The organism is Streptomyces sp. PsTaAH-137, from assembly GCF_003259365.1.
Classification (GTDB): Bacteria; Actinomycetota; Actinomycetes; order Streptomycetales; family Streptomycetaceae; genus Streptomyces.
Map to the genome: position 1 here is coordinate 471,428 of NZ_QLLY01000002.1, position 20,776 is coordinate 492,203.

Consider the following 20,776-nt stretch of genomic DNA (forward strand, 5'->3'; position numbering starts at 1 on the left):
CTCCTATCGGCGGTGGTGCGGGGGTGATCAGTCGGCGCGGGTGCGGCGCCGGTTCTGGGGCGGGTGGGTGAGGCGCTGCTCCAGGAGGCGGGCCGCCTTGCGCAGCGCGTCGAGCCGGTCGTCGGGCCCGTCGGGGAAGCGCTCCTTGGCGGCGCCGAGGCTGAGGCTCCCGTAGGGCTCGCGCCCGAGGAACACGGGCACGGCGATCGTGCCGATCCCGGCGTCGTACTCGCCGACCGTCCAGGCGTACCCCTGGGCGCGGACGGTGCGGAACTCCCGCTCCAGCTCGTCCGGTTCGGTCACCGTGCGCTCGGTGAAGCGGGCCATGGGGCGGCCCCGGAAGAGCCGGTGGCGCTGCTCGTCGGGCAGGAACGCGTAGTACGACTTGCTGGTGGCGCCCGCGTGCGCCGGGTACAGCTCGCCGACCAGCGGGTAGTAGCGCAGCGGCCCCGACTCGCCCTCCACGGCCGCGACGCAGCGCATGTGGAAGTTGTCGGGCAGGCAGAACAGGACCGTGTCACCGGTCGCCGCGCGCAGCTCCTCCAGGACCGGTCCGGCGAGCAGTTCCAGTGAGCCCGAGCGCTCCCACAGGCGGCCGAGCCGGAGCACGGCCGGGCCGATGCGGTAGCGCCGGGTCGCCGGGTCCGAGACGAGGAAGCCGCGCCCGGCCAGCGTGGAGAGCAGGCGCTGCGCGACCGAGGTGTCCCAGCCGAACTCCGTGGCGACCTCGGTGACGCCCCAGTCCGGCCGGGTCCGCTCGAACGCGAGGAGCACGAGGAGCGCCCGGTCGACGGTCTGGAGAGCGCCGGCCGGGGTCTTCCGGTCCAGCGGGATCTCGGTCACCGCATCTCACCATCCAGACCCTTATTGCAAATAACGGGAAACAGTTGCCGACAACGCTATCCGATCCCGAATCTGCTGTCAGCACCGGTGGAAACCGCGACCGGGCGCAGCGCAGTGAGAGGGACCCCGCATGCTGAAGTACGTCCTGGATGTCGTCGATCTGCTGGACGACCCCGACGCCGACGGCAAGCGCGCCGTCGCCTACCTCGACTCGGTCGCGGGCCCGGAGGGCTCCGGCGCCGAGGTCACCACGGTGGAGGGCGAGCGCGGCTCGACCGACTTCGTGCTCGTCCGCATCCCGGGCGCCAAGGGCCGCAGCCGCGGCGGCAGCGCCCGCACGCTCGGTGTCGTCGGCCGCCTCGGCGGGGTCGGCGCCCGGCCCGAGATGACCGGCCTGGTCTCGGACGCGGACGGCGCCGCCGCCGCGCTCGCCACCGCCGCCAAGCTGCTCGACATGCGCCGTCGCGGCGACGTGCTCGACGGCGACGTCGTCGTCGCCACGCACGTCTGCCCGGACGCGCCGACCGCGCCGCACGACCCGGTGCCGTTCATGGACTCGCCGGTCGACATCGCGACGATGAACCGGCACGAGGTGACCGCCGACATGGAGGCCGTGCTCTCCATCGATACCACCAAGGGCAACCGCGTCATCAACCACAAGGGCCTCGCCCTGTCCCCCACCGTCAAGGAGGGGTGGGTGCTGCGGGTGAGCGAGGAGCTGGGCGAGCTGCTTGCCGTCGTCACCGGTGAGCCGTTGGTCACTTATCCCGTGACCACGCAGGACATCACGCCGTACGGTAACGGTGCACACCACATCAATTCGATCCTCCAGCCGGCCACGGCGACCGCCGCCCCGGTCGTCGGCCTCGCGGTCACCTCGGCCGCGGCGGTCCCCGGCTGCCAGACCGGCGCCAGCCACGAGACGGACATCGCGGCCGCGGCCCGGTTCGCCGTCGAGACCGCGAAGGCCTTCGGCGGCGGGCGCCTGAACTTCCACGACGCCGAGGAGTTCGGCGCCCTCGTGAGCCGCTACGGCCCGCTCACCCACCTCCAGACCCTCGGCAACGCACCCTCGGAGTCGTGACGCCATGGCCACCACGAAGAAGAACGTGGGCAGCGACGACTACGCGCTGTCCAGAGTCCCCCGGGACAAGCGGCTCGGCTTCTGGACGATGCTGCTCCAGTGGCTCGCCCAGTCCGGCTCGATCTCGCAGTTCACGCTGGGCGCCACCATCGGCGTCGGCATGACCTTCGGCGACGCCTTCCTCGCGTTCACGCTCGGCGCGGTCATCCTCGAAGTCGTCATCTTCCTGATCGGCTTCGCGGGGATGCGCGAGGGGCTGTCGACACCGCTGCTGACCCGCTGGGTCGGCTTCGGGCGCAACGGCTCGGCGCTGGTCAGCTTCGTCATCGCGGTCAGCCTGGTGGGCTGGTTCGGGGTGCAGAACACGATCTTCGGCAACAGCGTCTCGTCACTGGTCGGCGGCCCGTCGTGGCTGTGGTGCGTCGTCGCGGGCCTCGCCATCACGGTCCTCGTCATCTTCGGCTTCCGCTACATGGCGGTCTTCGCGAAGATCGTGACGCCTCTCTTCTTCGCGATGGTCGCCTGGTCCGTGATCGACGCGCTCAGCGAGCACTCGCTCGGCGATCTCATCAGCTCGCCGCCGCCGGGCCAGGCGATCCCGCTCTCGGTCGCCGCCACCGCCATCGCGGGCGGCTACATGACCGGCGCGATCGTCGCCCCGGAGATGACCCGCTACAACAAGAAGGGCAGCCACGTCTTCCTCCAGACGGCGTCCTCGATGATCCTCTCCGAGTACATCGTCGGCCTGACCGGCGTGCTGCTCGGCCACCTGGTCAAGAGCAACGAGGTCTCGCAGATCGTGCTCTCCACGTCCGGCGTCTTCGGTGTCCTCGTCGTCCTGATGTCGACCGCGAAGATCAACGACTGGAACCTGTACGGCTCCTCGCTCGGCGTCGTCAACTTCTTCCAGGTCGTCTTCAAGAAGCGCCTGCACCGCGGCGCCGTCACCATCGGGCTCGGCATCGCGGGCACGCTGCTCTCGGCGGTCGGCATCATGACCCACTTCACCGACTTCCTGACCGTGCTCGGCGTGGCCGTCCCGCCCATCGGCGGCATCGTCGTCGCCGAGTACTGGGTGGTGCGCCGGATGCGCGGCCCGCTCGACGCGACCCGCGACGCGGGCACCCTGCCCACGACCTCCCCGACCTGGGTCCCGATGTCCCTCGTGATCTGGGCCGCCGCCTTCTGCGTCGGCAAGTTCTACGACGGCGGCATCCCGGCCCTGAACTCCCTGGCCACCGCGTTCGTCCTCTACACCGTGCTCGGGCTGCTCGGCTGGGTCAGGACGTACGGCACCACCACCCTGGCCGACGACGAGGACGAGGCCCGTCCCGTCGCCGCCGAGCACACCCCCGTAGGAGCGGCATGACCACCCTCGCCTCCCCGGACGCCGAACGCGAAGTCGTCGAGCTCTGCGCCGAGCTGATCCGCTTCGACACCTCCAACCCGACGAGTGACGAGCGGGCCTGCGCCCGCTGGGTCGCGGCCACCCTCGCCGAGGTCGGCATCGCCTCCGAGTTCGTGGAGAGCGCGCCGGGCCGGGCCAGCGTCATCGCCCGCATCGAGGGCGCCGACCGTTCGCGGGGCGCCCTGCTGGTCCACGGCCACCTGGACGTCGTACCGGCCGACGCGGCCGAGTGGCAGGTGCCGCCGTTCTCCGGCGAGATCCGCGACGGCTATCTGTGGGGCCGCGGCGCCATCGACATGAAGGACACGGTGGCCGTCATGCTGGCCACCGCCCGCCACTTCGCGCGTACGGGCGTCAGGCCGGCCCGCGATCTGGTGCTCGCGTTCCTCGCCGACGAGGAAGCGGGCGGCAAGTTCGGCGCGCACTGGCTCGTCGAGCACCGCCCCGACCTGTTCGAGGGCGTGACGGAGGCGATCGGCGAGGGCGGCGGATTCAGTTACGCGCTCGACGACACCCGGCGCCTCTACCCGATCGAGAACGCCCAGCGCGGCATGGCGTGGATGGAGCTGACCGCGACCGGGCGGGCCGGGCACGGCTCCTCCCCCAACGACGAGAACGCGGTGACCGACCTCGCCGAGTCCCTCACCCGCATCGGCCGCCACACGTTCCCGGTCCGCCTGATCGAGCCGGTGCGCGCCCTGCTCCAGGAGGCCGCAGACCTCCAGGACATCGCGATCGACTTCGAGGCCGAGGACCTGGACGCCGAGCTGGCCAGGCTGGGCCATGTCGCGGACTTCATGCAGGTGGTGCTCCGCAACTCCGCGAACCCCACCATGTTCACCGCCGGATACCAGACCAACGTCATTCCGGGCCGGGCGACGGCCCGCGTCGACGGCCGGTTCCTGCCCGGACACGAGCAGGAACTCATCGACGCCATCGACGAGTTGCTGCTGCCGTCGGTCACCCGCGAGTGGGTCAACCACGACATCGCCATGGAGACGACGTTCGACGGTCCGCTCGTCGACGCCATGTGCGCGGCCGTGCGCGCCGAGGACCCGGACGGCCACCCGGTGCCGTACTGCAACCCCGGCGGCACCGACGCGAAGGCCTTCACCAAGCTGGGCATCCGCTGCTTCGGCTTCAAGGGCCTGAAGCTGCCCGCCGACCTGGACTACGGGCGCCTCTTCCACGGCGTCGACGAGCGGGTGCCGCTGGAGGGCCTGCGGTTCGGGGTCCGGGTGATGACCCGGCTGTGGCAGGGCTGCTGACCTGCCGCCCGGCGGCGTACGGCAGCATGTGGGCATGACCACTTCAGGGAGCACCCCGGGCCCGGACGTCCTCGCCGCCTTCGAGAAGGCCAAGGGCTTCATGCCGCTCGGCGAGGGGCTCGCGCTGTACGCCGCCGCCGTCGACGCGGCGGCGCTCGGGCTGCCGCTCCTGGAGGTCGGCACGTACTGCGGGCGCTCCACGATCCTGCTCGCCGACGCGGCCCGCGCGGCCGGGGCGACGGCCCTCACGGTCGACCACCACCGCGGCAGCGAGGAACAGCAGCCGGGCTGGGACTTCCACGACCCGGAGACCGTGGACCCGGTCGTCGGCCGGATGGACACGCTGCCCACCTTCCGGCGGACGCTGCACGCGGCGGGTCTGGAGGACCACGTGGTGGCGCTGGTCGGAAAGTCCCCGCAGGTCGCGAAGGTGTGGGGCGGCAAGCTGGGCCTCGTCTTCATCGACGGCGGGCACACCGACGAGCACGCGACGGCCGACTACGAGGGCTGGGCGCCGCACGTCGCGGACGGCGGGCTGCTCCTCATCCACGACGTCTTCCCCGTCAAGCACGACGAGTGGACGGGCCAGGCCCCGTACCGCGTGTACCTGCGGGCACTCGCGTCCGGGGCGTTCACCGAGGTCTCGGTACACGACTCCCTGCGCGTCCTGCGACGAACGGGCGCGGGGATCTGACAGCACGGTTATCGTCGAGGCGTGTCATACGTGGGCCCGGACGGGGACGACTTCGAAGACTTCTACCGCGACGACGATCCGCGGCGGGGCAGTGGCGGCCGCCGGTTCGGCGGGCGCCCCCTCCTGGTGACGTTCGCCGCGCTGGTGCCGACCGCGCTCGCGGCCTGGGTGCTGTGGCAGGTCGTGGGCGGGCCGGGCGAGACCGAGCCGCCGAAGGTGCTGCCCGCGGCGGGCGGGTCGGCGTCGACCGCGATCTCGGAACCGTCCTCTCCTTCCCCGAAGGCCGAGTCGCCCTCGTCCGCCTCCGCGTCCCCTTCGAAGTCGGCGCCCGCCCCTTCCAAGACTCCGCCGAAGAAGACGACCGCACCGGCGGCCGGCGGTTCGGGTCCGCTGCGCGGGAAGGTCGTCGTCATCGACCCGGGTCACAATCCGGGGAACTTTCGGCACACGGCCGATATCAACCGGAGTGTGAACGTCGGCAACGGCAGCAAGGAGTGCGACACCACCGGCACCTCCACCAATGGGGGTTACACGGAGGCCCAGTTCACCCTGGACGTCGCCCGCCGCCTGCGCTCGATCCTCGAACAGCAGGGCGCCACCGTGCAGTTGACGCAGAACGGCGACCGGGCCTGGGGTCCGTGCGTCACCGAGCGGGCCGCGATCGGGAACAAGGCGCACGCCGACGCCGTCGTCTCCGTCCACGCCGACGGCTCCGCCGCGGGGAACCGCGGCTTCCATGTGATCCTTCCCGCATCCGTGCAGGCCGGAGCCGCGGACACCCGCCCCATCGTGGGTCCCTCGCGCGATCTCGGCGAGCGCATCGCGGGCAACTTCCTCAAGGTCACCGGCGAGCCTCCGTCGAACTACATCGGCAAGGGAACCGCCCTCGACACCCGCTCCGACCTGGGCGGACTCAACCTGTCGACGGTTCCGAAGGTCTTCATCGAGTGCGGCAACATGCGGGACGCGCAGGACGCCGGGCGGCTCACGTCGGGAGCGTGGCGGCAGAAGGCGGCGCAGGGCATCTCTGAGGGAATCGTGAGTTTCCTGCGCGGGTAGCTGTCACCCTGTGGATCTCGGCAGACACCCGCACGACCCGGACGATAGTGTCGTCCGTACCGTGTGGGGTCACCCCCGCGCTCTGCGCCGCCTCCACCGAAGACCCAGACGACTGACGAAGGACCTCCTGAAGTGAATATCCGCTCCCTCACTCGAGGCGACGGCGTGGTGATCGGAGCAGCGGTACTGCTCATCATTGCGTCGTTCCTCGACATCTACTCGATCGACGGCGCCGGCTCGAACGCCGACCTCCCCAACTCCTGGGGAAGCGGTCCGGTCCTGATGAGCGTCGTCCTCTCCGGGATCATCGGTGCCGCACTCATCGTCGTGAACCGTGGTCTGCCGCAGCCGCGCAAGGTCGTCGGCCTCGACCTCGGCCAGTTCGGCATCGCCGCGACCGTGTTCGCCGCCTGGGGAGCGCTCGGCAACATCTTCGACCCGGCGGGCGGCTTCGACAACGGGAGCAACAGCTTTGCGATCAGCGCCGGCATCGGCCTGATCCTCGCCCTCATCGCGACCCTGGTCATGGCCGCCGCGGCCGTCGCCACCGCGATCGTCCCCGCGCTCCAGGCCCCGCTCCTCGGCGCCCCGCGCCCGCAGCAGCCGCAGCCCTACGGCCAGCCGCAGGGTGGCTACGGCTACCCGGGCGCCCAGCAGCCCGGCCAGCCGTACGGTCAGCAGCCGGGTCAGCCCGGACCGGGCCAGCACGGCCAGCCCGGTCAGCCCGGCCCCGGTCAGCCCTACGGCCAGCAGCCGCAGCAGCAGGCCGCCGCCCCGGCGCCGCAGCCCCAGCCCGCCGCCCCGCAGGGTGGCGCCTCCGACTTCTCGCCGTTCTGGTTCGCCGTGCCGGTGCCGCGTCCGCTGTACGCGGAGGACGGCAACCCGACGCCGATCGCCGAACTGGCCCCGGGTACCTGGTACTTGGCCGTCGAGCAGCGCGGCCCGGGCCTCGTCGCCCAGACGCAGGACGGCCGTCGCGGCGTCCTCCAGGACACCAGCGGCATCCAGCGCGGCTGACACCGCTCAGGCCCGTACAGCGCCTCACGTCAGGCCCCTCGCCCACCTTCCGGGCGAGGGGCCTTTCGCGTACAGTCGCCGCACAATTGACGCACCGTCAGATTGGGGCTGACCCTATGCGCCTGGGCATCGCACTCGGTTACTGGGGACGCGGACCGGACCCCGGCCATCTGCCGCTCGTGCGCGAGGCGGAGGAGCTGGGGTACGACTCGGTGTGGACCGCCGAGTCCTGGGGCAGTGACGCCTTCACCCCGCTGACCTGGTTCGCCGCGCACACCTCGCGGATCCGGCTCGGCACGGCGATCGCACAGATGGCGGCCCGGTCCCCCACCACGACCGCGATGCACGCGCTCACCCTCGACCATCTCTCGGGCGGCCGCATGATGCTGGGCCTGGGGCTGTCCGGGCCGCAGGTGGTGGAGGGCTGGTACGGGCGGCCGTTCCCCCGCTCGCCGCTGACCGCGACGCGCGAGTACGTGGACGTCGTACGGCAGGTGCTGCGGCGCGAGGGGCCCGTGGAGGTCGACGGACGGTTCCACTCGCACCCGTACCGGGGCGAGGACGGGACCGGGCTCGGGAAGGCGCTCAAGCCGATCACGCACCCGCTCCGCGCCGGTCTGCCGCTCCTGCTCGGCGCCGAGGGGCCGAAGAACATCGCGCAGACCACCCGGATCGCGGACGGCTGGCTGCCGCTGTACTGGTCGCCGACCCGCACCGATGTGTACGAGGCGTCGCTGACCGGACTGCGCGAGGGCTTCATGATCGCGCCGATGGCCCGGGCGAAGGTGTGCGACGACGTCGCCGAGGGGCTGCTGCCCGTCAAGGCGATGCTGGGGTTCTACATCGGCGGCATGGGCCACGCGACCCGTAACTTCCACGCCGACCTCATGGCGCGGATGGGGTACGAGGCCGAGGCCCGGCGGATCCAGGAGCTGTTCGCCGAGGAGCGGCGCGAGGAGGCGGTGCTCGCGGTGCCGGACGCGTTCGCCGACGAGATTTCCCTCGTCGGACCGCGCGCCCGGATCGCCGAGCGCCTTGAGCTGTGGCGCAAGGGGCCGGTGACGGACCTGCTGGTCCTCTCCCCCGACCCGCACACCCTGCGTGTCCTCGCGGAGCTCAACTCCTGACCTACCGGCTCCCGTACGGCCGTCAGGAGCCCGAGGTCAGCTGGGACGCCGACGGCACCTTGTCCTTGACCTCGGCGCCCGCGCTCTTGCCCGCGTCCTTGACGCTGTTGATGATGTCGTCGAACGACCCGGCCACCGAGTCGACGCCGTCGCCCTTGCGGAGCTTGCTCGGCAGGTCCTTGAGCGCGTCGATGCCCGCGGTGAGCGGGGCGACGGCCTTGGACAGGGTGGGGTCGCCCTGGGCGCTCTTCGACGCGGCCTTCAGCCGGTTGTAGGTGAGCGCGCCCGCGAGGCCTGCCTTGACCAGCGCGAACTTACGGCCGTCCGCGCCGTTCTTGAACTTGCCCGCGCGCCACGGCTTCACGATCCACTGGTAGGTGGCACCGGCCGCGATGCCCGCGTTGGCCACGAACCGGGTCTTGGCGAGCTTCTGGCGCTCGGCCGAGCTGGACGGCGACGCGGACGAGGACGAGGCGGTGTCCTTGTCGTCACTGCTGCACGCGGTGGTGCCGGCGACGAGGGCGCCGCACAGGAGGACGGACACGACCGTACGTCGCAGGGGAAGGGCTGAGCTGAGCACCGCGGGTACCTCCGGGGTGGGATGCGCACTTCCCCGCAGCGTCACCCGTCCCCCACACTTCCGCCACTCGGGCGCCACCGTCCGGGTTTGTTCGAACGGGTTGGGGTCAGACGGAGTCCATGTCCTCTACTCGCAGCGGCAACAGCGCGGCCCGAGCGATCGTGGTCGTTGCCGACATCATGGCGCTGATACTCGGTCTGTGGATCCTGATGTACCTGCTCGATGCCAACCGCGGCAACGACCTGGTCCAGTGGATCCACCATGCGGCCAACTGGCTCGCCGGCTGGTCCCGCGATCTGTTCACCTTCGACGAGGCCTGGGCCCGCGTGGTCGCCGGATACGGTCTGGCCGCCGTCGTCTACCTCGCCATCGGCCACGCCATCGCGGGCCGACTGCGCTGAGCCTCCCGTATCTAGCCGCAGCAGTCCGGCTCCACGCCGGACGGCAGCTGCTCCCCGCCGAACACCTCGCACGTCGCCTCGTCTCCCCCCAGCGCGGCGACGGCCAGGAGCACGGAGCCCGCGGTCCACGTCGTCAGCTCCTCCGGCCAGATCGCCCGGTCCTCGAAGACATAGCCGGTCCAGTACAGGCCCGTCTTCGGATCGCGCAGGTGCTGGATGTCCTGGAGGATCGCGAGCGCCCGGTCGGACTCGCCCATCGCCCACAGGGCGAGGGCGAGTTCGGCGCTCTCACCGCCGGTCACCCACGGGTTCGGCACGACGCAGCGCACACCGAGGCCGGGGACGACGAAGGTGTCCCAGTCGGCCTCGATCCGGGCCTCGGCCTCGGCGCCGCGCAGCGCCCCGCCGAGCACCGGGTAGTACCAGTCCATCGAGTACCGGCTCTTGTCCAGGAAGCGCTCCGGGTGGCGGCGCAGCGCGTGCCGCAGCGCGCCGAGCGCCAACTCCCAGTCGGGCTGCGGCTCTTCGCGCTGCTCGGCGATGGCGAGCGCGCACCGCAGGGCCTGGTGGATGGACGAACTCCCGGTCAGCAGCGCGTCGTCGACGGGCGTGCCGTCCTCCTCGCGCTTCCAGCCGATCTGCCCGCCGGGCCGCTGGAGCCGCAGCACCCATTCGACGGCCGCGTACACGGTGGGCCACATGCGGTCCAGGAACGCGTCGTCGCCGGTGGAGAGGTAGTGGTGCCAGACGCCGACGGCCACGTACGCGACGAAGTTGGACTCGCGGCCGCGGTCGGTGATGTCGTGCGGGTCGCCGTCGTGGTAGGCGGCGTACCAGGAGCCGTCCTCGTTCTGGTGCCGGGCGAGCCAGTCGTAGGCCCGCTCGGCGGCCTCGTGCTCACCGGCCACGTCGAGGGCCATGGCGGCCTCGGTGTGGTCCCAGGGGTCGAGGTGGTGGCGGCGGAACCAGGGCAGGGCGCCGTCCGGGCGCTGCACCGCGAGGATGCCGCGCACCGTCAGGCTTGCCTGATCCGCCGTCAGAACTCCTGGCAGGACGAGGAGTTCGGTCCGTTCGGGGCTGCTCACTCAGTGGCCCCGGCGGCCTTGGGCAGGTGCGGCTTGGTGGCGTAGGCGACGAAGCTCTTGCCGACGACGGGGTTGAGCAGCTGCTCGGCGACCCGGGTCAGGGCGGGCTTCTTCATGATGTCCCAGACCAGGAGCTTGTGGTACGCCTTGACCGGCAGCGCCTTGTCGTTGTCGACGCCGAACGCGCACTTGAGCCACCAGTACGGGGAGTGCAGCGCGTGGGCGTGGTGGGTGCCGTACGGCTTGAGCCCGGCCTCGCGCATCCTGGCGAGGAGTTCGTCGGCCTTGTAGATGCGGATGTGGCCGCCCTCGACCTCGTGGTACGCGTCGGAGAGCGCCCAGCAGACCTTCTCGGGGCCGTAGCGCGGGACGGTGACCGCGATGCGGCCGCCCGGCTTCAGCACGCGCACCATCTCGGCGAGCACTCCCTTGTCGTCGGGGATGTGCTCCATGACCTCGCTGATGATGACGACGTCGAACGACTCGTCGGGGAACGGGAGATGGAGCGCGTCGCCCTCCATCGCGGTGGCGGTGGCGCCCGCGGGGGCCTCGCCGGCCTCCTTCATCGCGGCGAACCACTTGGCGACCTCGGCGATCTCCTCGGCGTTCTGGTCGAGGGCGACGACCTGCGCCCCGCGCCGGTAGCACTCGAAGGCGTGCCGTCCGGCCCCGCACCCGAGATCGAGGACGCGGTCGCCCGCGGCGAGCGGGAAACGGGTGAAGTCGACGGTCAGCACGTGGCCCTGCTTTCCTCTGGGGTGTTCTGGTGAGGTCGTGACGGGACGGCGGGGGCGCGGTCCATCGACTCGCGGTACAGCTCGGCGGTGCCCTGCGCGGCGCGCGCCCAGGTGAAGCGGTCGAGGACGCGGGCGCGGCCGGCGGCGCCGAGGCGGCGGCGCAGCTCCGGGTCGCCGAGCAGCCGGCTCAGGCCCGTGGCGAGCGCGCCCGCGTCGCCGGTCGGGACGGCGAGGCAGGTCTCGCCGTCGGGCCCGGCGACCTCGGGGATCGCACCGCCCTTCGTGGCGACGAGCGGGGTGCCGGTGGCCATGGCCTCGGCGGCGGGCAGGGAGAAGCCTTCGTAGAGCGAGGGCACGCACGCGACCTGCGCGGAGCGCACAAGGTCAACGAGTTCGGCGTCGCTGATGCCCTTCACGAACCGGACGGCGCCTTCGAGCCCGTACCGCTCCACGGCCTGGGCGACCGGGCCCTCCTCGGGCTGCTTGCCGACGACGACGAGATGGGCCCCGGGGTGGTCGGCGCGCACCTTGGCGAGCGCCTCGACGAGGAAGACGAGGCCCTTGAGCGGGACGTCGGCGCTGGAGGTGGTGACGATGCGGCCCGGGATCTCGGGCACGGCCGGGTCCGGGGAGAACAGGTCGGTGTCGGCGCCGATGTGGACGACGCGGATGCGGTCCTGCCGGACGCCGAGGTGCTGGACGATCTCGTCGCGGGAGGTGCCGGAGACGGTGAGCACGGAGGGCACCCGGCGGGCGACGCGCTTCTGCATGCGGGTGAAGGCGTACCAGCGGCGCTTGGACAGGCGCTGCTGCCAGGTCTCGGCGGCGTCCAGCTCCAGCTGCCGGTCCACGGTGATGGGGTGGTGGATGGTGGTGACCAGCGGGGCGCCGATGTCGCCCAACAGGCCGTAGCCGAGCGTCTGGTTGTCGTGCACGACGTCGAACTCGCCGCGTCTGGCGCGCAGATGGTGGCGGGCGCGCAGCGAGAACGTCAGCGGTTCGGGGAAGCCGCCGGTGCGCATGGTCGCGAACTCCAGGGCGTCGACCCAGTCGCGGAACTCGTCGCGCTTCGGCGTGCGGAACGGGTCGGGGCTGCGGTAGAGGTCCAGGCTCGGCAGCTCGGTGAGGGAGAGCCCGTCGGGGTTGCCGACCGCGTCCAGCACCGGGTAGGGCTGGGCGCCGATGACCTCGACCCGGTGGCCGAGGCGGGCCAGCTCACGGGAGAGGTGGCGTACGTACACGCCCTGGCCACCGCAGAACGGGTTGCCCTTGTACGTGAGGAGAGCGATGCGCAACGACTCCGCGGTCACTCCAGGCCACCCTTCTCTCCTGCTTGCCCGTGGACATCCCGGCCTGCCAGTGGACACTACGTGGGGACGCTAATCTAGAACAAGTTTCAGACTTGATCGTTCAATGAGGATCGAATCTACCGGCTGGTAGCGGGCGTGTGGCAGGCGGATCGGGTGATTCACGCCACGGACCGTCACCGCGGGAGACGGAAGCGGACGGATGCCGACGGATGCGGACGGAAGCAGGCAGATGACAGCTCCGGAAGCCAGAAGCAGCGGCGCCCAGGGCGCCCCCGCGCTCACCGAGCGGCAGGAGGCGCGGCGCCGCCGGATCCTGCACGCGAGCGCGCAGCTCGCCGCGCGCGGTGGGTTCGACGCGGTGCAGATGCGGGAGGTCGCCGAGTCGTCCCAGGTCGCGCTCGGCACGCTGTACCGCTACTTCCCCAGCAAGGTGCATCTGCTGGTCGCCACCATGCAGGACCAGCTCCAGCACATGCACACCACGGTCCGTAAGCGTCCGCCGTCCTCCGACTCCCCCTCCGAGCGGGTCGCCGAGACCCTGATGCGCGCCTTCCGCGCCCTCCAGCGCGAGCCGCACCTCGCCGACGCGATGGTCCGCGCGCTGACCTTCGCGGACCGCAGCGTCAGCCCCGAGGTCGACCAGGTCTCCCGGCAGACCACGGCGATCATCCTGGACGCGATGGAGCTCGACGATCCGACGCCCGCGCAGCTCTCGGCGGTCCGGGTCATCGAGCACACCTGGCACTCCGCCCTGATCACGTGGCTGTCGGGCCGTGCGTCGATCGCCCAGGTGAAGATCGACATCGAGACCGTGTGCCGCTTGATCGATCTGACCTCGGCCGAATCGCGCCACTGAATTGCGATTTTGTTGCCGTGCGCCCCTCGGACCTGCTGGGGCGCACGGTTGCGCGGCATGCGCCCTCGAACCTTCCGTTGATGCGTTCTGCGCGTCGACATCCGGGAACTTGGCCCATCCAATGAGTCTTTGAAGGGACAAAAAAGGCTCGACCGACACAGAGCTGACCACTCTGAGGGGGACATGTGATCCGGGTACTTCTCGTGCACGACTTATGCCTCATGCGTGCGGCTCTCGCCGACCGGCTGGCGAGGGAGCACGATCTGGAGGTGCACCACACGCCCTGGCGCGGCGCGTCCCGCCGCGCGAGCGCGCTCCGGCCGCACATCTGCGTGGCCGATCTGGACTGCGAGGAGAACTACGGGATGCCGCCCCTGGGGGACCTGCACACCGGCGGCCCGGGCCGCGCGCTGCTCGTGCTCGCCACCGCCGGCCGCCCCGGCCTGCTGCGCCGGGCGGCGGAGGCGAACGCGCTGGGGTTCGTGGACAAGGCAGGGCCGGTGGAGCAGTTGCTGACCGGGATAAGACAGGTGGCCGAGGGGCGGCGGTACGTCGACGAGTCCCTGGGGTTCGGATTCCTCCAGGCCGCTCAGTCGCCCCTGACCAGAAGGGAGTTCAGTGTGCTGTCGCTGGCCGCCGAGGGCGCGTCGGTCGCGGAGATAGCGCGCAGCCTGCATCTGTCCAACGGCACGGTGCGCAACTACATGGCCGCCATCACCCGCAAGGTCGGCGCCCGCAACCGGGTCGACGCGATCCGTATCTCACAGGGGGCGGGCTGGCTGTGACGACGGGCGGGCGGCGCCGTCCCAGACGCCGGTCAGGTCCCGGTAGAGCGCGGAGCGCGTCAGCAGCTCCCCGTGGCCGCCGCACAGGACCCGCCGCCCGTCCATGACGAGGATCAGCTCGGCCCGGCGGGCCGAGCTGATCCGGTGCGCGACGACGACGAGGGCGCCGCCGGGCCGGGCCGCGAACGCCCGTTCCGCGCGGGCCTCGGCCACCGGGTCCAGATGGCAGGTGGCCTCGTCGAGCACGGCCAGCGGTGCGGGCGAGAGGTAGGCGCGGGCCAGGGCGATCAGCTGCCGCTCCCCCGCGGAGAGCGCCGCGAGCGCGGCCGGGGAGAGCGGGGCGTCGAGTCCGCCGAGCCGGTCCAGGAGCGGGCCGAGGCCCACCGCCTGGGCGGCGGCGACGAGTTCGGCGTCGGGCACGTCGTCGGGGCGCAGATGGCCGAGGTTGGCGCGCAGGGTGCCGCTGAAGACGTACGCCTCCTGCGGGATCAGCACCCGCTGTGCGGCCGCCTCGGGCGAGCGGGCCGGGAATCCGCCCACCCGGACCTCCCCGGCGCCGGGCGCGAGGAGTCCGGCGACGAGTCCGGCCAGGGTGGACTTGCCGATGCCGCTGGGCCCGACGACGGCGAGGTGGCCGCCGCGCGGGACGACGAGGTCCAGGCCGTCGAGGACCGGCTCGGCACCGGGGCCGTAGGCGAAGGTCACCCCGGAGACCTCCAGGGCGGGCGCGCCCGGCGGCGGGGCGGCCGCCTGTGCCACAGGGTCCGGCTGCCCGGTCTCGTACGCGGTCAGCCTGCGCAGGACGACGACGAGGCGGGAGCCGCCGGTGCCGAGGCCGTGGATCAGGCTCTGGAGCGCGGGCAGCAGGGACTGGGTGACGTAGGCGACGGCGCCGACCAGGGCGCCCGGGGTCACTCCGCGCTCCAGGGTCCAGGGCGCGGTGAACAGCAGGAGCAGCAGCGGCAGTTGGCCGCCGATGGCGAGCGCGAGGACCCGGGGCACCGACCAGCGGGCCAGGGTGCGCGAGGCCCGCGCCTCGCGGTCGACGAGGGTTCCCGCGGCGTCGGCCGTGGCCTCCTCGGCGCCCGCCGCGGTGACGTCCCGGAGGCCCGCGCACACCGTGCCGAGCCGGGCGGAGACGGCCTCGTCGGCGGTGAGGAACGCCTCCTGGCGGCGGGCGAGCGGGCGCAGGGTGGCCAGGAACAGGGCGAGTCCTGCGACCAGCGGCGGGGCGACGACGAGGAGCAGGACGGGGGCGAGCGAGCCCAGGCCGATCAGGGCGCCCGCCGCGGTGAACACGAACGAGCGGGAGACCATGACCAGGCCCGCGAAGGTGTCGCGGGCGATCTCGACCTGCTGGGTGAGCCGGGACACCGCTCCCCCGTCGGCGTCCCGCACCCCGCGCGCGACGACCCGGCGCACGAGCGCGTCCCGGGCCGGTTCGACGAGGTCGGCGACCGCGCCGTAGACCCGGGCGGTACCCAGGGCACCGACGGCGACGCCGAGGGCGGCGACGGCGAGCCAGAGCAGGCCGGTGCCCTGCCGTCCGGCGAGGAAGCCGTCGTCGAGGGCGCGGGCGAGCGCGAGGCCGAGCAGAAAGGTCTGGCCGGTCTCCAGGACCGACCAGGCGGCGAGCCGGGCGAGGGTGCCGCGGCGGCGCAGCAGGAAGCGGGCGCCGAGGCGGGAGAGGTCGCTCACGCGGGACCGTCCTCCCCCGCGAACACGGCGCGGTAGGCCGGGTCGTGCCACAGCCGCTCGTGCGGGCCGAGGGCGCGGACGCGGCCGCCGTCGAGCCAGGCCACCGTGTCGGCGCGGGCCGCGGTCGTGGCGCGGTGCGCGACGATCAGGCGGGTGGCGCCGGGGGTGTGGTCGAGCAGCGCGGCGGCGATCTCGTGCTCGGTGACGGTGTCGAGGCTGGAGAGCGCGTCGTCGAGGACGAGCAGCCGCCCGCCGTGCGCGAACGCCCGTGCCAGGCCGAGGCGTTGGAGTTCGCCGCCGGACAGCGGCACGTCCGCGCAGACAGTGGCGTAGCCGTCGGGCAGGCGGCGCACGAAGGGGTCGGCGCGGGCGGCGCGGGCGGCGGGGATCACGCGGTCCTTCGGGGCGCTCAGGGCGATGGTGTCGGCGAGGGTGTCGCCGAGCAGGACGGGGCGCTCGAAGGCGTGGCCGACGGCCGTGCGCAGGGCGTGGCGGCTCAGGCCGGGCAGGGGGACGCCGTCGAGGAGGACGGTGCCCTCGTCGGGGTCGGTGAGGCGGCCGGCGAGCGCGGCGAGCGTGGACTTGCCCGCGCCGGACGCGCCGACGACGGCGAGGGTGCGGCCCGCGGGCACGGTCAGGTCGACACGGTCGAGCACGGTGCGCCCGGCGCGCCGCACCGTGACGCCGCACAGCTCCAAGTGGCCGCCGCGCACGGGGAGTTCGTCGGTGCCGTAGCGGGGTGCGGGCACGTCGAGGAGTTCGGCGGTGCGGCGTCCGGCGGCCCGGGTGCGGACCAGGGCGCCGAGGTCGCCGACGAGCGCGCCGACGCCGGTGGCGAGGACGGCGTACCGGGAGGCGGCCAGCAGTTCGCCGACGGACAGGTGGTGGTGGAGCAGGAGCAGGCCCGCCGCCGCGATCACCGCGATCTGGAGCAGTGGGGCGAGGGTGACGGCTCCCGCGCTCGCCCGGCCCTGCACCCGCCACATCCGCAGGCCCTGCCGGGCCAGTTCGGGCAGCGGTGCGAGGATCCGGTCGGTCTCCTTGCCGGCGGTGCGGGCGGCGGCGATGGTGCGGGCGCCGCCGATCGCCTCGGTGAGCCGGGTCGCGATGTCGCCCTGGGCGCGCAGGTAGCCGCTGACGCAGTCGGAGGTGGCGCGCGCGAAGGCCCGCAGGAGCAGGGCGAGGGCCGGGGCGCCGACGAGGAACACGAGCGCGAGGCGGAGGTCGACGAGGCCGAGGGCGACGATCGCGCCGAGGGGCGTGAGCAGGGTCGCGGCGAGGGCGGCGACGGTCGCGGGGGCGGGTGCGGCCTGGGCGGTGCCGCCGACGAGGCGGGCGACCAGGTCTCCGGCCGGGAAGCGGGCGGTGGCGCGCGGGCCGGTGTCCAGGACGTGCCGGACGAGGCGGTGGCGCAGCCAGGCGGTCGTGCGGGCGGCGGTGGTGCCGGTGAGGACGCCCTCGCAGGCGTCGAGCAGGGTGCCGGCGGCGACGAGCGCGGCGCCGAGCGTCAGCCAGTGGCCCGCGTCGCCGCCGGTGGCGCCTGTCGCGTGGCCGGTGAGCAGGGCGTCCAGAGCGCGCCCGAGGACGTACGGGAGCAGCAGGCCGATGCCCGCTCCGGCGGTGCTGAGCAGGCACAGGGCGACGCAGCGGGCGGCGCTGTGCCGGATCGCGGCGCGCAGCAGGGCGTCGCCGCCCGGCTGCCCGACGGCAGGGGCGGGCCCGCCCTCCGAAGAGGACGGGCCCGCGGTGCTGCTGTCGGTCACAGGCACAGCAGGGTGCTGTTGGAGCTGAACTTGTCGCAGAGCAGCAGGCTGACGTTGCTGCCCGCGCCGCCGCCACCGCCGCCGCCACCGTGGGTCGCGTCGGCTTCCAGGTTCTGCAGGTCGAGAAGGGCCATGGTGAATCCTTTCGTTTGCGGCACGCGGGAACGTGCCGCCGGGGACGGGTGGTGCGGTTGGGACACGGCTCCGGACAGGGCCGGAGCCGGCTCTAGGGCCGCCGGAGCGGCGGGAGGAACGGCAGGTGGGCCGGGGTGCCGTGGGCGGCGCCCAGGGCGAGCAGGCAGCCGGCCGTTCCGGTGGCGAGGTCCATGGACAGGCGCATCATCTGGTGGCCCGGGAAGGCGAGATGGTCGCGGTAGCGCATCGACAGCCAGCCGAGGCCGTCGATCTGCGCGGCGAGATGGCGGTCCTGGGCCTGGGGTGCGGTGGTGCGGGCGAGGTGCAGGATCATGCCCGCGCGGCCCTCGAAGAGGCCGGGCTGGATGTAGAAGCGGGAGCTCGCGGCGATGACGGCACCGGCGCGGGCGCGTTCGAGGTCGTCGTCGGGCGCGAGGGCGAGGTAGTCGTCGACGACCATGCCGATGCCTGCGCTGCCGTCGGCGAGGTACGGCATCGTGCGCCAGCCCTCGTCGACGTGGAGGCCGCCGTCGGAGGAGGTCCGGCAGCGCCGGAGGTCCAGTTCGAGCGCCTGCCGGGCCAGGCCCAGGAGGGCGGGGTCGCCGGTGCGTTCGTGGCGGCGCAGCAGGAACAGGGCGGGGCCGCTGAGGCCGCGCATCAGGCCCGCCTTGCGCTGCGGCCCGCCGTCGCCGTCGGCGGCCAAAGCCTCGGTGATCCGCTCGGCGACGAGCGCGGTGGCCTCGGCGGCGCGGTCGGCGAGGGCGCTCTCGCCGGTGGCGTGCGCGAGGTGGTCGAGGACGAGGCCGACTCCGGCGAGGCCGCTGTGCAGTTGCACGGCCAGCCGTTGCCACTTCTCCCCGAGCAGGGTGTCGAGCTGGTCGAGGGCGCGCTGCGGGTGGCCGAGGTGGTGCAGGGCGTACGCGATGCCGGCGAGGCCGTCGTAGAGCCCGAGCGCGGTGCCGCGCGGCGTCGGTGCGGTGTGGTCCAGGAGCCAGCGCTCGCCCTGCTCGAAGCGGCCGGCGCCGGTCAGGTCGAGGGCGAGGAGGACGCCGGCGGCGCCGTGGGCGAGGCCGAGGCCGCCGCCGGTGGCGAACTGAACGACGTCGCCGGGGAAGAGCCGGTCGTCGCGGTCCGGGGTGGCCGAGGCGAGGATGCCCGCCACCATGGAGTCCCGGGCGGCCGGCCAGTCGGCTGGCTCCGGCAGGGCGGCGGCGCCCGGCGCGGTGCGTCTCGCGGCCGTCGGCGCGCTCTCCTCCCCCGCGCCCGCGTCCCGGGTGATCTCGGCGACGGCCTCGTCGAGGAACGTCCGTGGCACGGTGGGGAATTCGGCGGCGATCACGTCGGCGAGATGGGCCGCCTTGGCGCGGTCGACCACGAACAGGGTGGTGACGGGCAGGAACATCGCGAGGCGCAGGCAGGCGAGCGCGTAGTGGTCGATCTCGGTGCCGCTGCGGTCGAACGGTGCCCAGAAGCCGGGATGGGCGAGCATCTGGCCGCCGCTCTCCTCGACGCGGGTGGCGGCCTCGAAGTCGATGAGGGTGACCGTGTGTTCGTCGGGGTCGACCATGATGTTGAACATGTGCAGGTCGTTGAAGACGACGCCGCGTTCGTGGACCCGGGCGACGGCGGCCTCGACCGCGGCGACGATGCCGAGCGCCCAGGCGGCGTAGGCGGCCACCTTCTCCGGGTCGGGGTCGGCGGCGAGCAGCGGGTGCCGTTCGGCGAAGTAGGCGTTGAGCGGCCGGCCCGGCACGTGGTCCATGACGAGGAAGCGGTGGTCGTCGACGAGGAACCAGTCGCGGACCCCGGGGGCGACGCCGAGCCCGGACAGCCGCTCCAGGGCGGCCTTCTCGCGCTCCAGGCGGGCGATGGCGTCGGCGCCGTCGGCGGCCAGACCGGCGTGCGGGCGGCCCTCTTTGAGGACCACGGTTCTCTCGTCGCGGGTGTCGACCCCGCGGTAGACGCCGCCGCCGTTGGAGAAGTGCAGCGCCTTCTCGAAGCGGTAGGGCAGTTCGGCGACGGTGGTGGCGTTGCGGGCGTCCAGGTGCGGCTTCAGGAAGGCGGGCAGGCTCACCCACTCCGGTATCTGGAACGCGGGATCCCTGTTGTCCGGCACGAGCCGTCCGCCGGCGTCCTCGACGGCGCTGACGAGGGTGCCGCGCGGGTCGACGACCATGCGGCGGGCGAACGCCCCGTAGCGCACGTACAGCGGTCCTTCGCCCCAGCGGAGGTCGGTGAGGATGTACGGGCCTTCGAAACCGGCGAGCAATTCACCGAGTTCTTCGAGTATGCGATGACATCGCGTCTCGTCGGCCGGATAGATGGTGGCGAATTTGCCGCTGGTGTCCCGCCCGGCGTATTTCGCGTTCCGCAGATGGAGCAGGTGCGGGGCCGGTACGAATTTGAACGGTATTCCGCGCGCCGTGCAGTAGTCCCAGATGACCGCGGCGGTCTTCTCGGCGTTCTCGCGGGTGGCCGACGCGTGGATCTTCCAGCCCTGGAGCGGGCCCTGGAGCGGGGTGCCGTCGTCGGCGGCGGGCGTGAGGTTCAGCCATTCGCCGTTGCTGTCGGAGCGCCATCCGGCGGGGACGGGGCGGCGGGCGGTGTCGAACTCGGGCAGCGTCCGGGCCTGCCCGTTCCCCGAGAGCCGTTCCGGCGTCTCGTAGAAATGCGGGTCGGCAAGCGCGTAAATCTCGTACCGCTTGTCCATGCGTCCGTTGCCCTCCTCGGCGTCCCGTTTCTCGGTGGCGACCGGAACAGAGATTGGCATGCGGCGGCGGAGGCCGGACAGTCACAGCTGTCATGAGATGACTGTGCGGAATGCACAGGGAATTGACGTTCGAGTCGGGGGTGCGCGGAGACAGAATCCGCTTTCTGCACGGGGCCGGGCGGGCGCCTTTTCGCAGGTGCGCCCGCCCGGGTCCGT

General features: G+C 72.7%; 19 protein-coding genes. 10 read left to right on the forward strand and 9 right to left on the reverse strand.

The window, feature by feature from the left end:
• Positions 1-27 precede the first annotated feature (27 nt).
• Positions 28-843 carry an IclR family transcriptional regulator gene (locus K377_RS05710; protein WP_111662018.1) on the reverse strand — a complete coding sequence of 272 codons (816 nt, stop codon included), beginning with the start codon at positions 841-843 and terminating at the stop codon, positions 28-30.
• A 130-nt stretch (positions 844-973) separates the two neighbouring features.
• Here K377_RS05710 and K377_RS05715 point away from each other — a divergent pair, with 130 nt between their 5' ends.
• The 7 genes from K377_RS05715 (at position 974) to K377_RS05745 (ending at position 8,500) form a co-directional block, all read left to right on the forward strand.
• On the forward strand, positions 974-1,927 hold the full coding sequence (locus K377_RS05715; RefSeq protein ID WP_111662019.1) for a DUF1177 domain-containing protein: 954 nt from the start codon (positions 974-976) through the stop codon (positions 1,925-1,927).
• A 4-nt stretch (positions 1,928-1,931) separates the two neighbouring features.
• Positions 1,932-3,296: a cytosine permease gene (locus K377_RS05720; protein ID WP_111662020.1), complete on the forward strand. Its 1,365-nt coding sequence runs from the start codon at positions 1,932-1,934 to the stop codon at positions 3,294-3,296.
• Positions 3,293-4,603: a M20/M25/M40 family metallo-hydrolase gene (locus K377_RS05725; RefSeq protein WP_111662021.1), complete on the forward strand. Its 1,311-nt coding sequence runs from the start codon at positions 3,293-3,295 to the stop codon at positions 4,601-4,603. The genes K377_RS05720 and K377_RS05725 overlap by 4 nt, the downstream gene beginning before the upstream one ends.
• A 34-nt stretch (positions 4,604-4,637) precedes the next feature.
• Positions 4,638-5,297, forward strand: coding sequence for a class I SAM-dependent methyltransferase (locus K377_RS05730; protein ID WP_111662022.1), 660 nt, complete (start codon positions 4,638-4,640; stop codon positions 5,295-5,297).
• A gap of 21 nt (positions 5,298-5,318) precedes the next feature.
• Positions 5,319-6,356: an N-acetylmuramoyl-L-alanine amidase gene (locus K377_RS05735; protein ID WP_375605906.1), complete on the forward strand. Its 1,038-nt coding sequence runs from the start codon at positions 5,319-5,321 to the stop codon at positions 6,354-6,356.
• A 132-nt stretch (positions 6,357-6,488) separates the two neighbouring features.
• Positions 6,489-7,373, forward strand: coding sequence for a hypothetical protein (locus K377_RS05740; RefSeq protein WP_111662024.1), 885 nt, complete (start codon positions 6,489-6,491; stop codon positions 7,371-7,373).
• A gap of 116 nt (positions 7,374-7,489) precedes the next feature.
• On the forward strand, positions 7,490-8,500 hold the full coding sequence (locus K377_RS05745; RefSeq protein WP_111662025.1) for an LLM class F420-dependent oxidoreductase: 1,011 nt from the start codon (positions 7,490-7,492) through the stop codon (positions 8,498-8,500).
• A gap of 22 nt (positions 8,501-8,522) precedes the next feature.
• Here K377_RS05745 and K377_RS05750 read toward each other — a convergent pair whose 3' ends face one another.
• Positions 8,523-9,080 carry a hypothetical protein gene (locus K377_RS05750; protein ID WP_111662026.1) on the reverse strand — a complete coding sequence of 186 codons (558 nt, stop codon included), beginning with the start codon at positions 9,078-9,080 and terminating at the stop codon, positions 8,523-8,525.
• A gap of 119 nt (positions 9,081-9,199) precedes the next feature.
• On the opposite strand from K377_RS05750, the gene K377_RS05755 reads away from it, so the two are divergent.
• Complete coding sequence (locus K377_RS05755; RefSeq protein WP_111662027.1) at positions 9,200-9,481, forward strand: hypothetical protein; 282 nt, start codon at positions 9,200-9,202, stop codon at positions 9,479-9,481.
• A gap of 11 nt (positions 9,482-9,492) precedes the next feature.
• Here K377_RS05755 and K377_RS05760 read toward each other — a convergent pair whose 3' ends face one another.
• The 3 genes from K377_RS05760 to K377_RS05770 are packed head-to-tail and all read right to left on the reverse strand — an operon-like array spanning position 9,493 to position 12,613.
• Positions 9,493-10,566, reverse strand: a complete 1,074-nt coding sequence (locus K377_RS05760) for a prenyltransferase/squalene oxidase repeat-containing protein (protein WP_111662028.1) — start codon at positions 10,564-10,566, stop codon at positions 9,493-9,495.
• Positions 10,563-11,303, reverse strand: coding sequence for a class I SAM-dependent methyltransferase (locus K377_RS05765; protein ID WP_111662029.1), 741 nt, complete (start codon positions 11,301-11,303; stop codon positions 10,563-10,565). The genes K377_RS05760 and K377_RS05765 overlap by 4 nt, the downstream gene beginning before the upstream one ends.
• A complete protein-coding gene (locus K377_RS05770) occupies positions 11,297-12,613 on the reverse strand; it encodes a glycosyltransferase family 4 protein (protein ID WP_111662030.1) in 1,317 nt (438 codons plus the stop codon). The genes K377_RS05765 and K377_RS05770 overlap by 7 nt, the downstream gene beginning before the upstream one ends.
• A 229-nt stretch (positions 12,614-12,842) precedes the next feature.
• Here K377_RS05770 and K377_RS05775 point away from each other — a divergent pair, with 229 nt between their 5' ends.
• Positions 12,843-13,469, forward strand: coding sequence for a TetR family transcriptional regulator (locus tag K377_RS05775; protein ID WP_146614688.1), 627 nt, complete (start codon positions 12,843-12,845; stop codon positions 13,467-13,469).
• Between the two features lie 221 nt (positions 13,470-13,690).
• Positions 13,691-14,254 (forward strand): response regulator transcription factor, encoded by a 564-nt coding sequence (locus K377_RS41560; protein ID WP_181512484.1) that lies wholly within the window; start codon positions 13,691-13,693, stop codon positions 14,252-14,254.
• Here the strand turns inward: K377_RS41560 and K377_RS05780 are convergent.
• The 4 genes from K377_RS05780 to lanKC form a co-directional block, all read right to left on the reverse strand.
• The gene (locus tag K377_RS05780; RefSeq protein ID WP_181512485.1) at positions 14,231-15,952 is read right to left on the reverse strand and encodes an ABC transporter ATP-binding protein; all 1,722 of its coding nucleotides are present in this window, start codon (positions 15,950-15,952) and stop codon (positions 14,231-14,233) included. The two genes, K377_RS41560 and K377_RS05780, sit on opposite strands and share 24 nt — an antisense overlap.
• Entirely contained in the window at positions 15,949-17,715 is a 1,767-nt protein-coding gene (locus K377_RS05785) for an ABC transporter ATP-binding protein (RefSeq protein ID WP_111662032.1), read from the reverse strand. The genes K377_RS05780 and K377_RS05785 overlap by 4 nt, the downstream gene beginning before the upstream one ends.
• Positions 17,712-17,849 carry a SapB/AmfS family lanthipeptide gene (locus K377_RS05790; RefSeq protein WP_111662033.1) on the reverse strand — a complete coding sequence of 46 codons (138 nt, stop codon included), beginning with the start codon at positions 17,847-17,849 and terminating at the stop codon, positions 17,712-17,714. Before K377_RS05790 ends, K377_RS05785 begins: the two co-directional genes overlap by 4 nt.
• Positions 17,850-17,941: 92 nt before the next feature.
• Positions 17,942-20,560: a class III lanthionine synthetase LanKC gene (gene lanKC / locus K377_RS05795; RefSeq protein ID WP_111662034.1), complete on the reverse strand. Its 2,619-nt coding sequence runs from the start codon at positions 20,558-20,560 to the stop codon at positions 17,942-17,944.
• Positions 20,561-20,776: the final 216 nt, after the last annotated feature.

What these genes read in the sequence shown, in the direction of transcription:
- K377_RS05715 (WP_111662019.1), top strand. Translation starts at nt 974, where the DNA reads ATGCTGAAGTACGTCCTGGATGTCGTCGATCTGCTGGACGACCCCGAC.
- K377_RS05720 (WP_111662020.1), top strand. Translation starts at nt 1,932, where the DNA reads ATGGCCACCACGAAGAAGAACGTGGGCAGCGACGACTACGCGCTGTCC.
- K377_RS05725 (WP_111662021.1), top strand. Translation starts at nt 3,293, where the DNA reads ATGACCACCCTCGCCTCCCCGGACGCCGAACGCGAAGTCGTCGAGCTC.
- K377_RS05730 (WP_111662022.1), top strand. Translation starts at nt 4,638, where the DNA reads ATGACCACTTCAGGGAGCACCCCGGGCCCGGACGTCCTCGCCGCCTTC.
- K377_RS05745 (WP_111662025.1), top strand. Translation starts at nt 7,490, where the DNA reads ATGCGCCTGGGCATCGCACTCGGTTACTGGGGACGCGGACCGGACCCC.
- K377_RS05755 (WP_111662027.1), top strand. Translation starts at nt 9,200, where the DNA reads ATGTCCTCTACTCGCAGCGGCAACAGCGCGGCCCGAGCGATCGTGGTC.
- K377_RS05775 (WP_146614688.1), top strand. Translation starts at nt 12,843, where the DNA reads ATGACAGCTCCGGAAGCCAGAAGCAGCGGCGCCCAGGGCGCCCCCGCG.
- K377_RS41560 (WP_181512484.1), top strand. Translation starts at nt 13,691, where the DNA reads ATGCGTGCGGCTCTCGCCGACCGGCTGGCGAGGGAGCACGATCTGGAG.
- K377_RS05790 (WP_111662033.1), bottom strand. Translation starts at nt 17,849, where the DNA reads ATGGCCCTTCTCGACCTGCAGAACCTGGAAGCCGACGCGACCCACGGT.
- lanKC (WP_111662034.1), bottom strand. Translation starts at nt 20,560, where the DNA reads ATGGACAAGCGGTACGAGATTTACGCGCTTGCCGACCCGCATTTCTAC.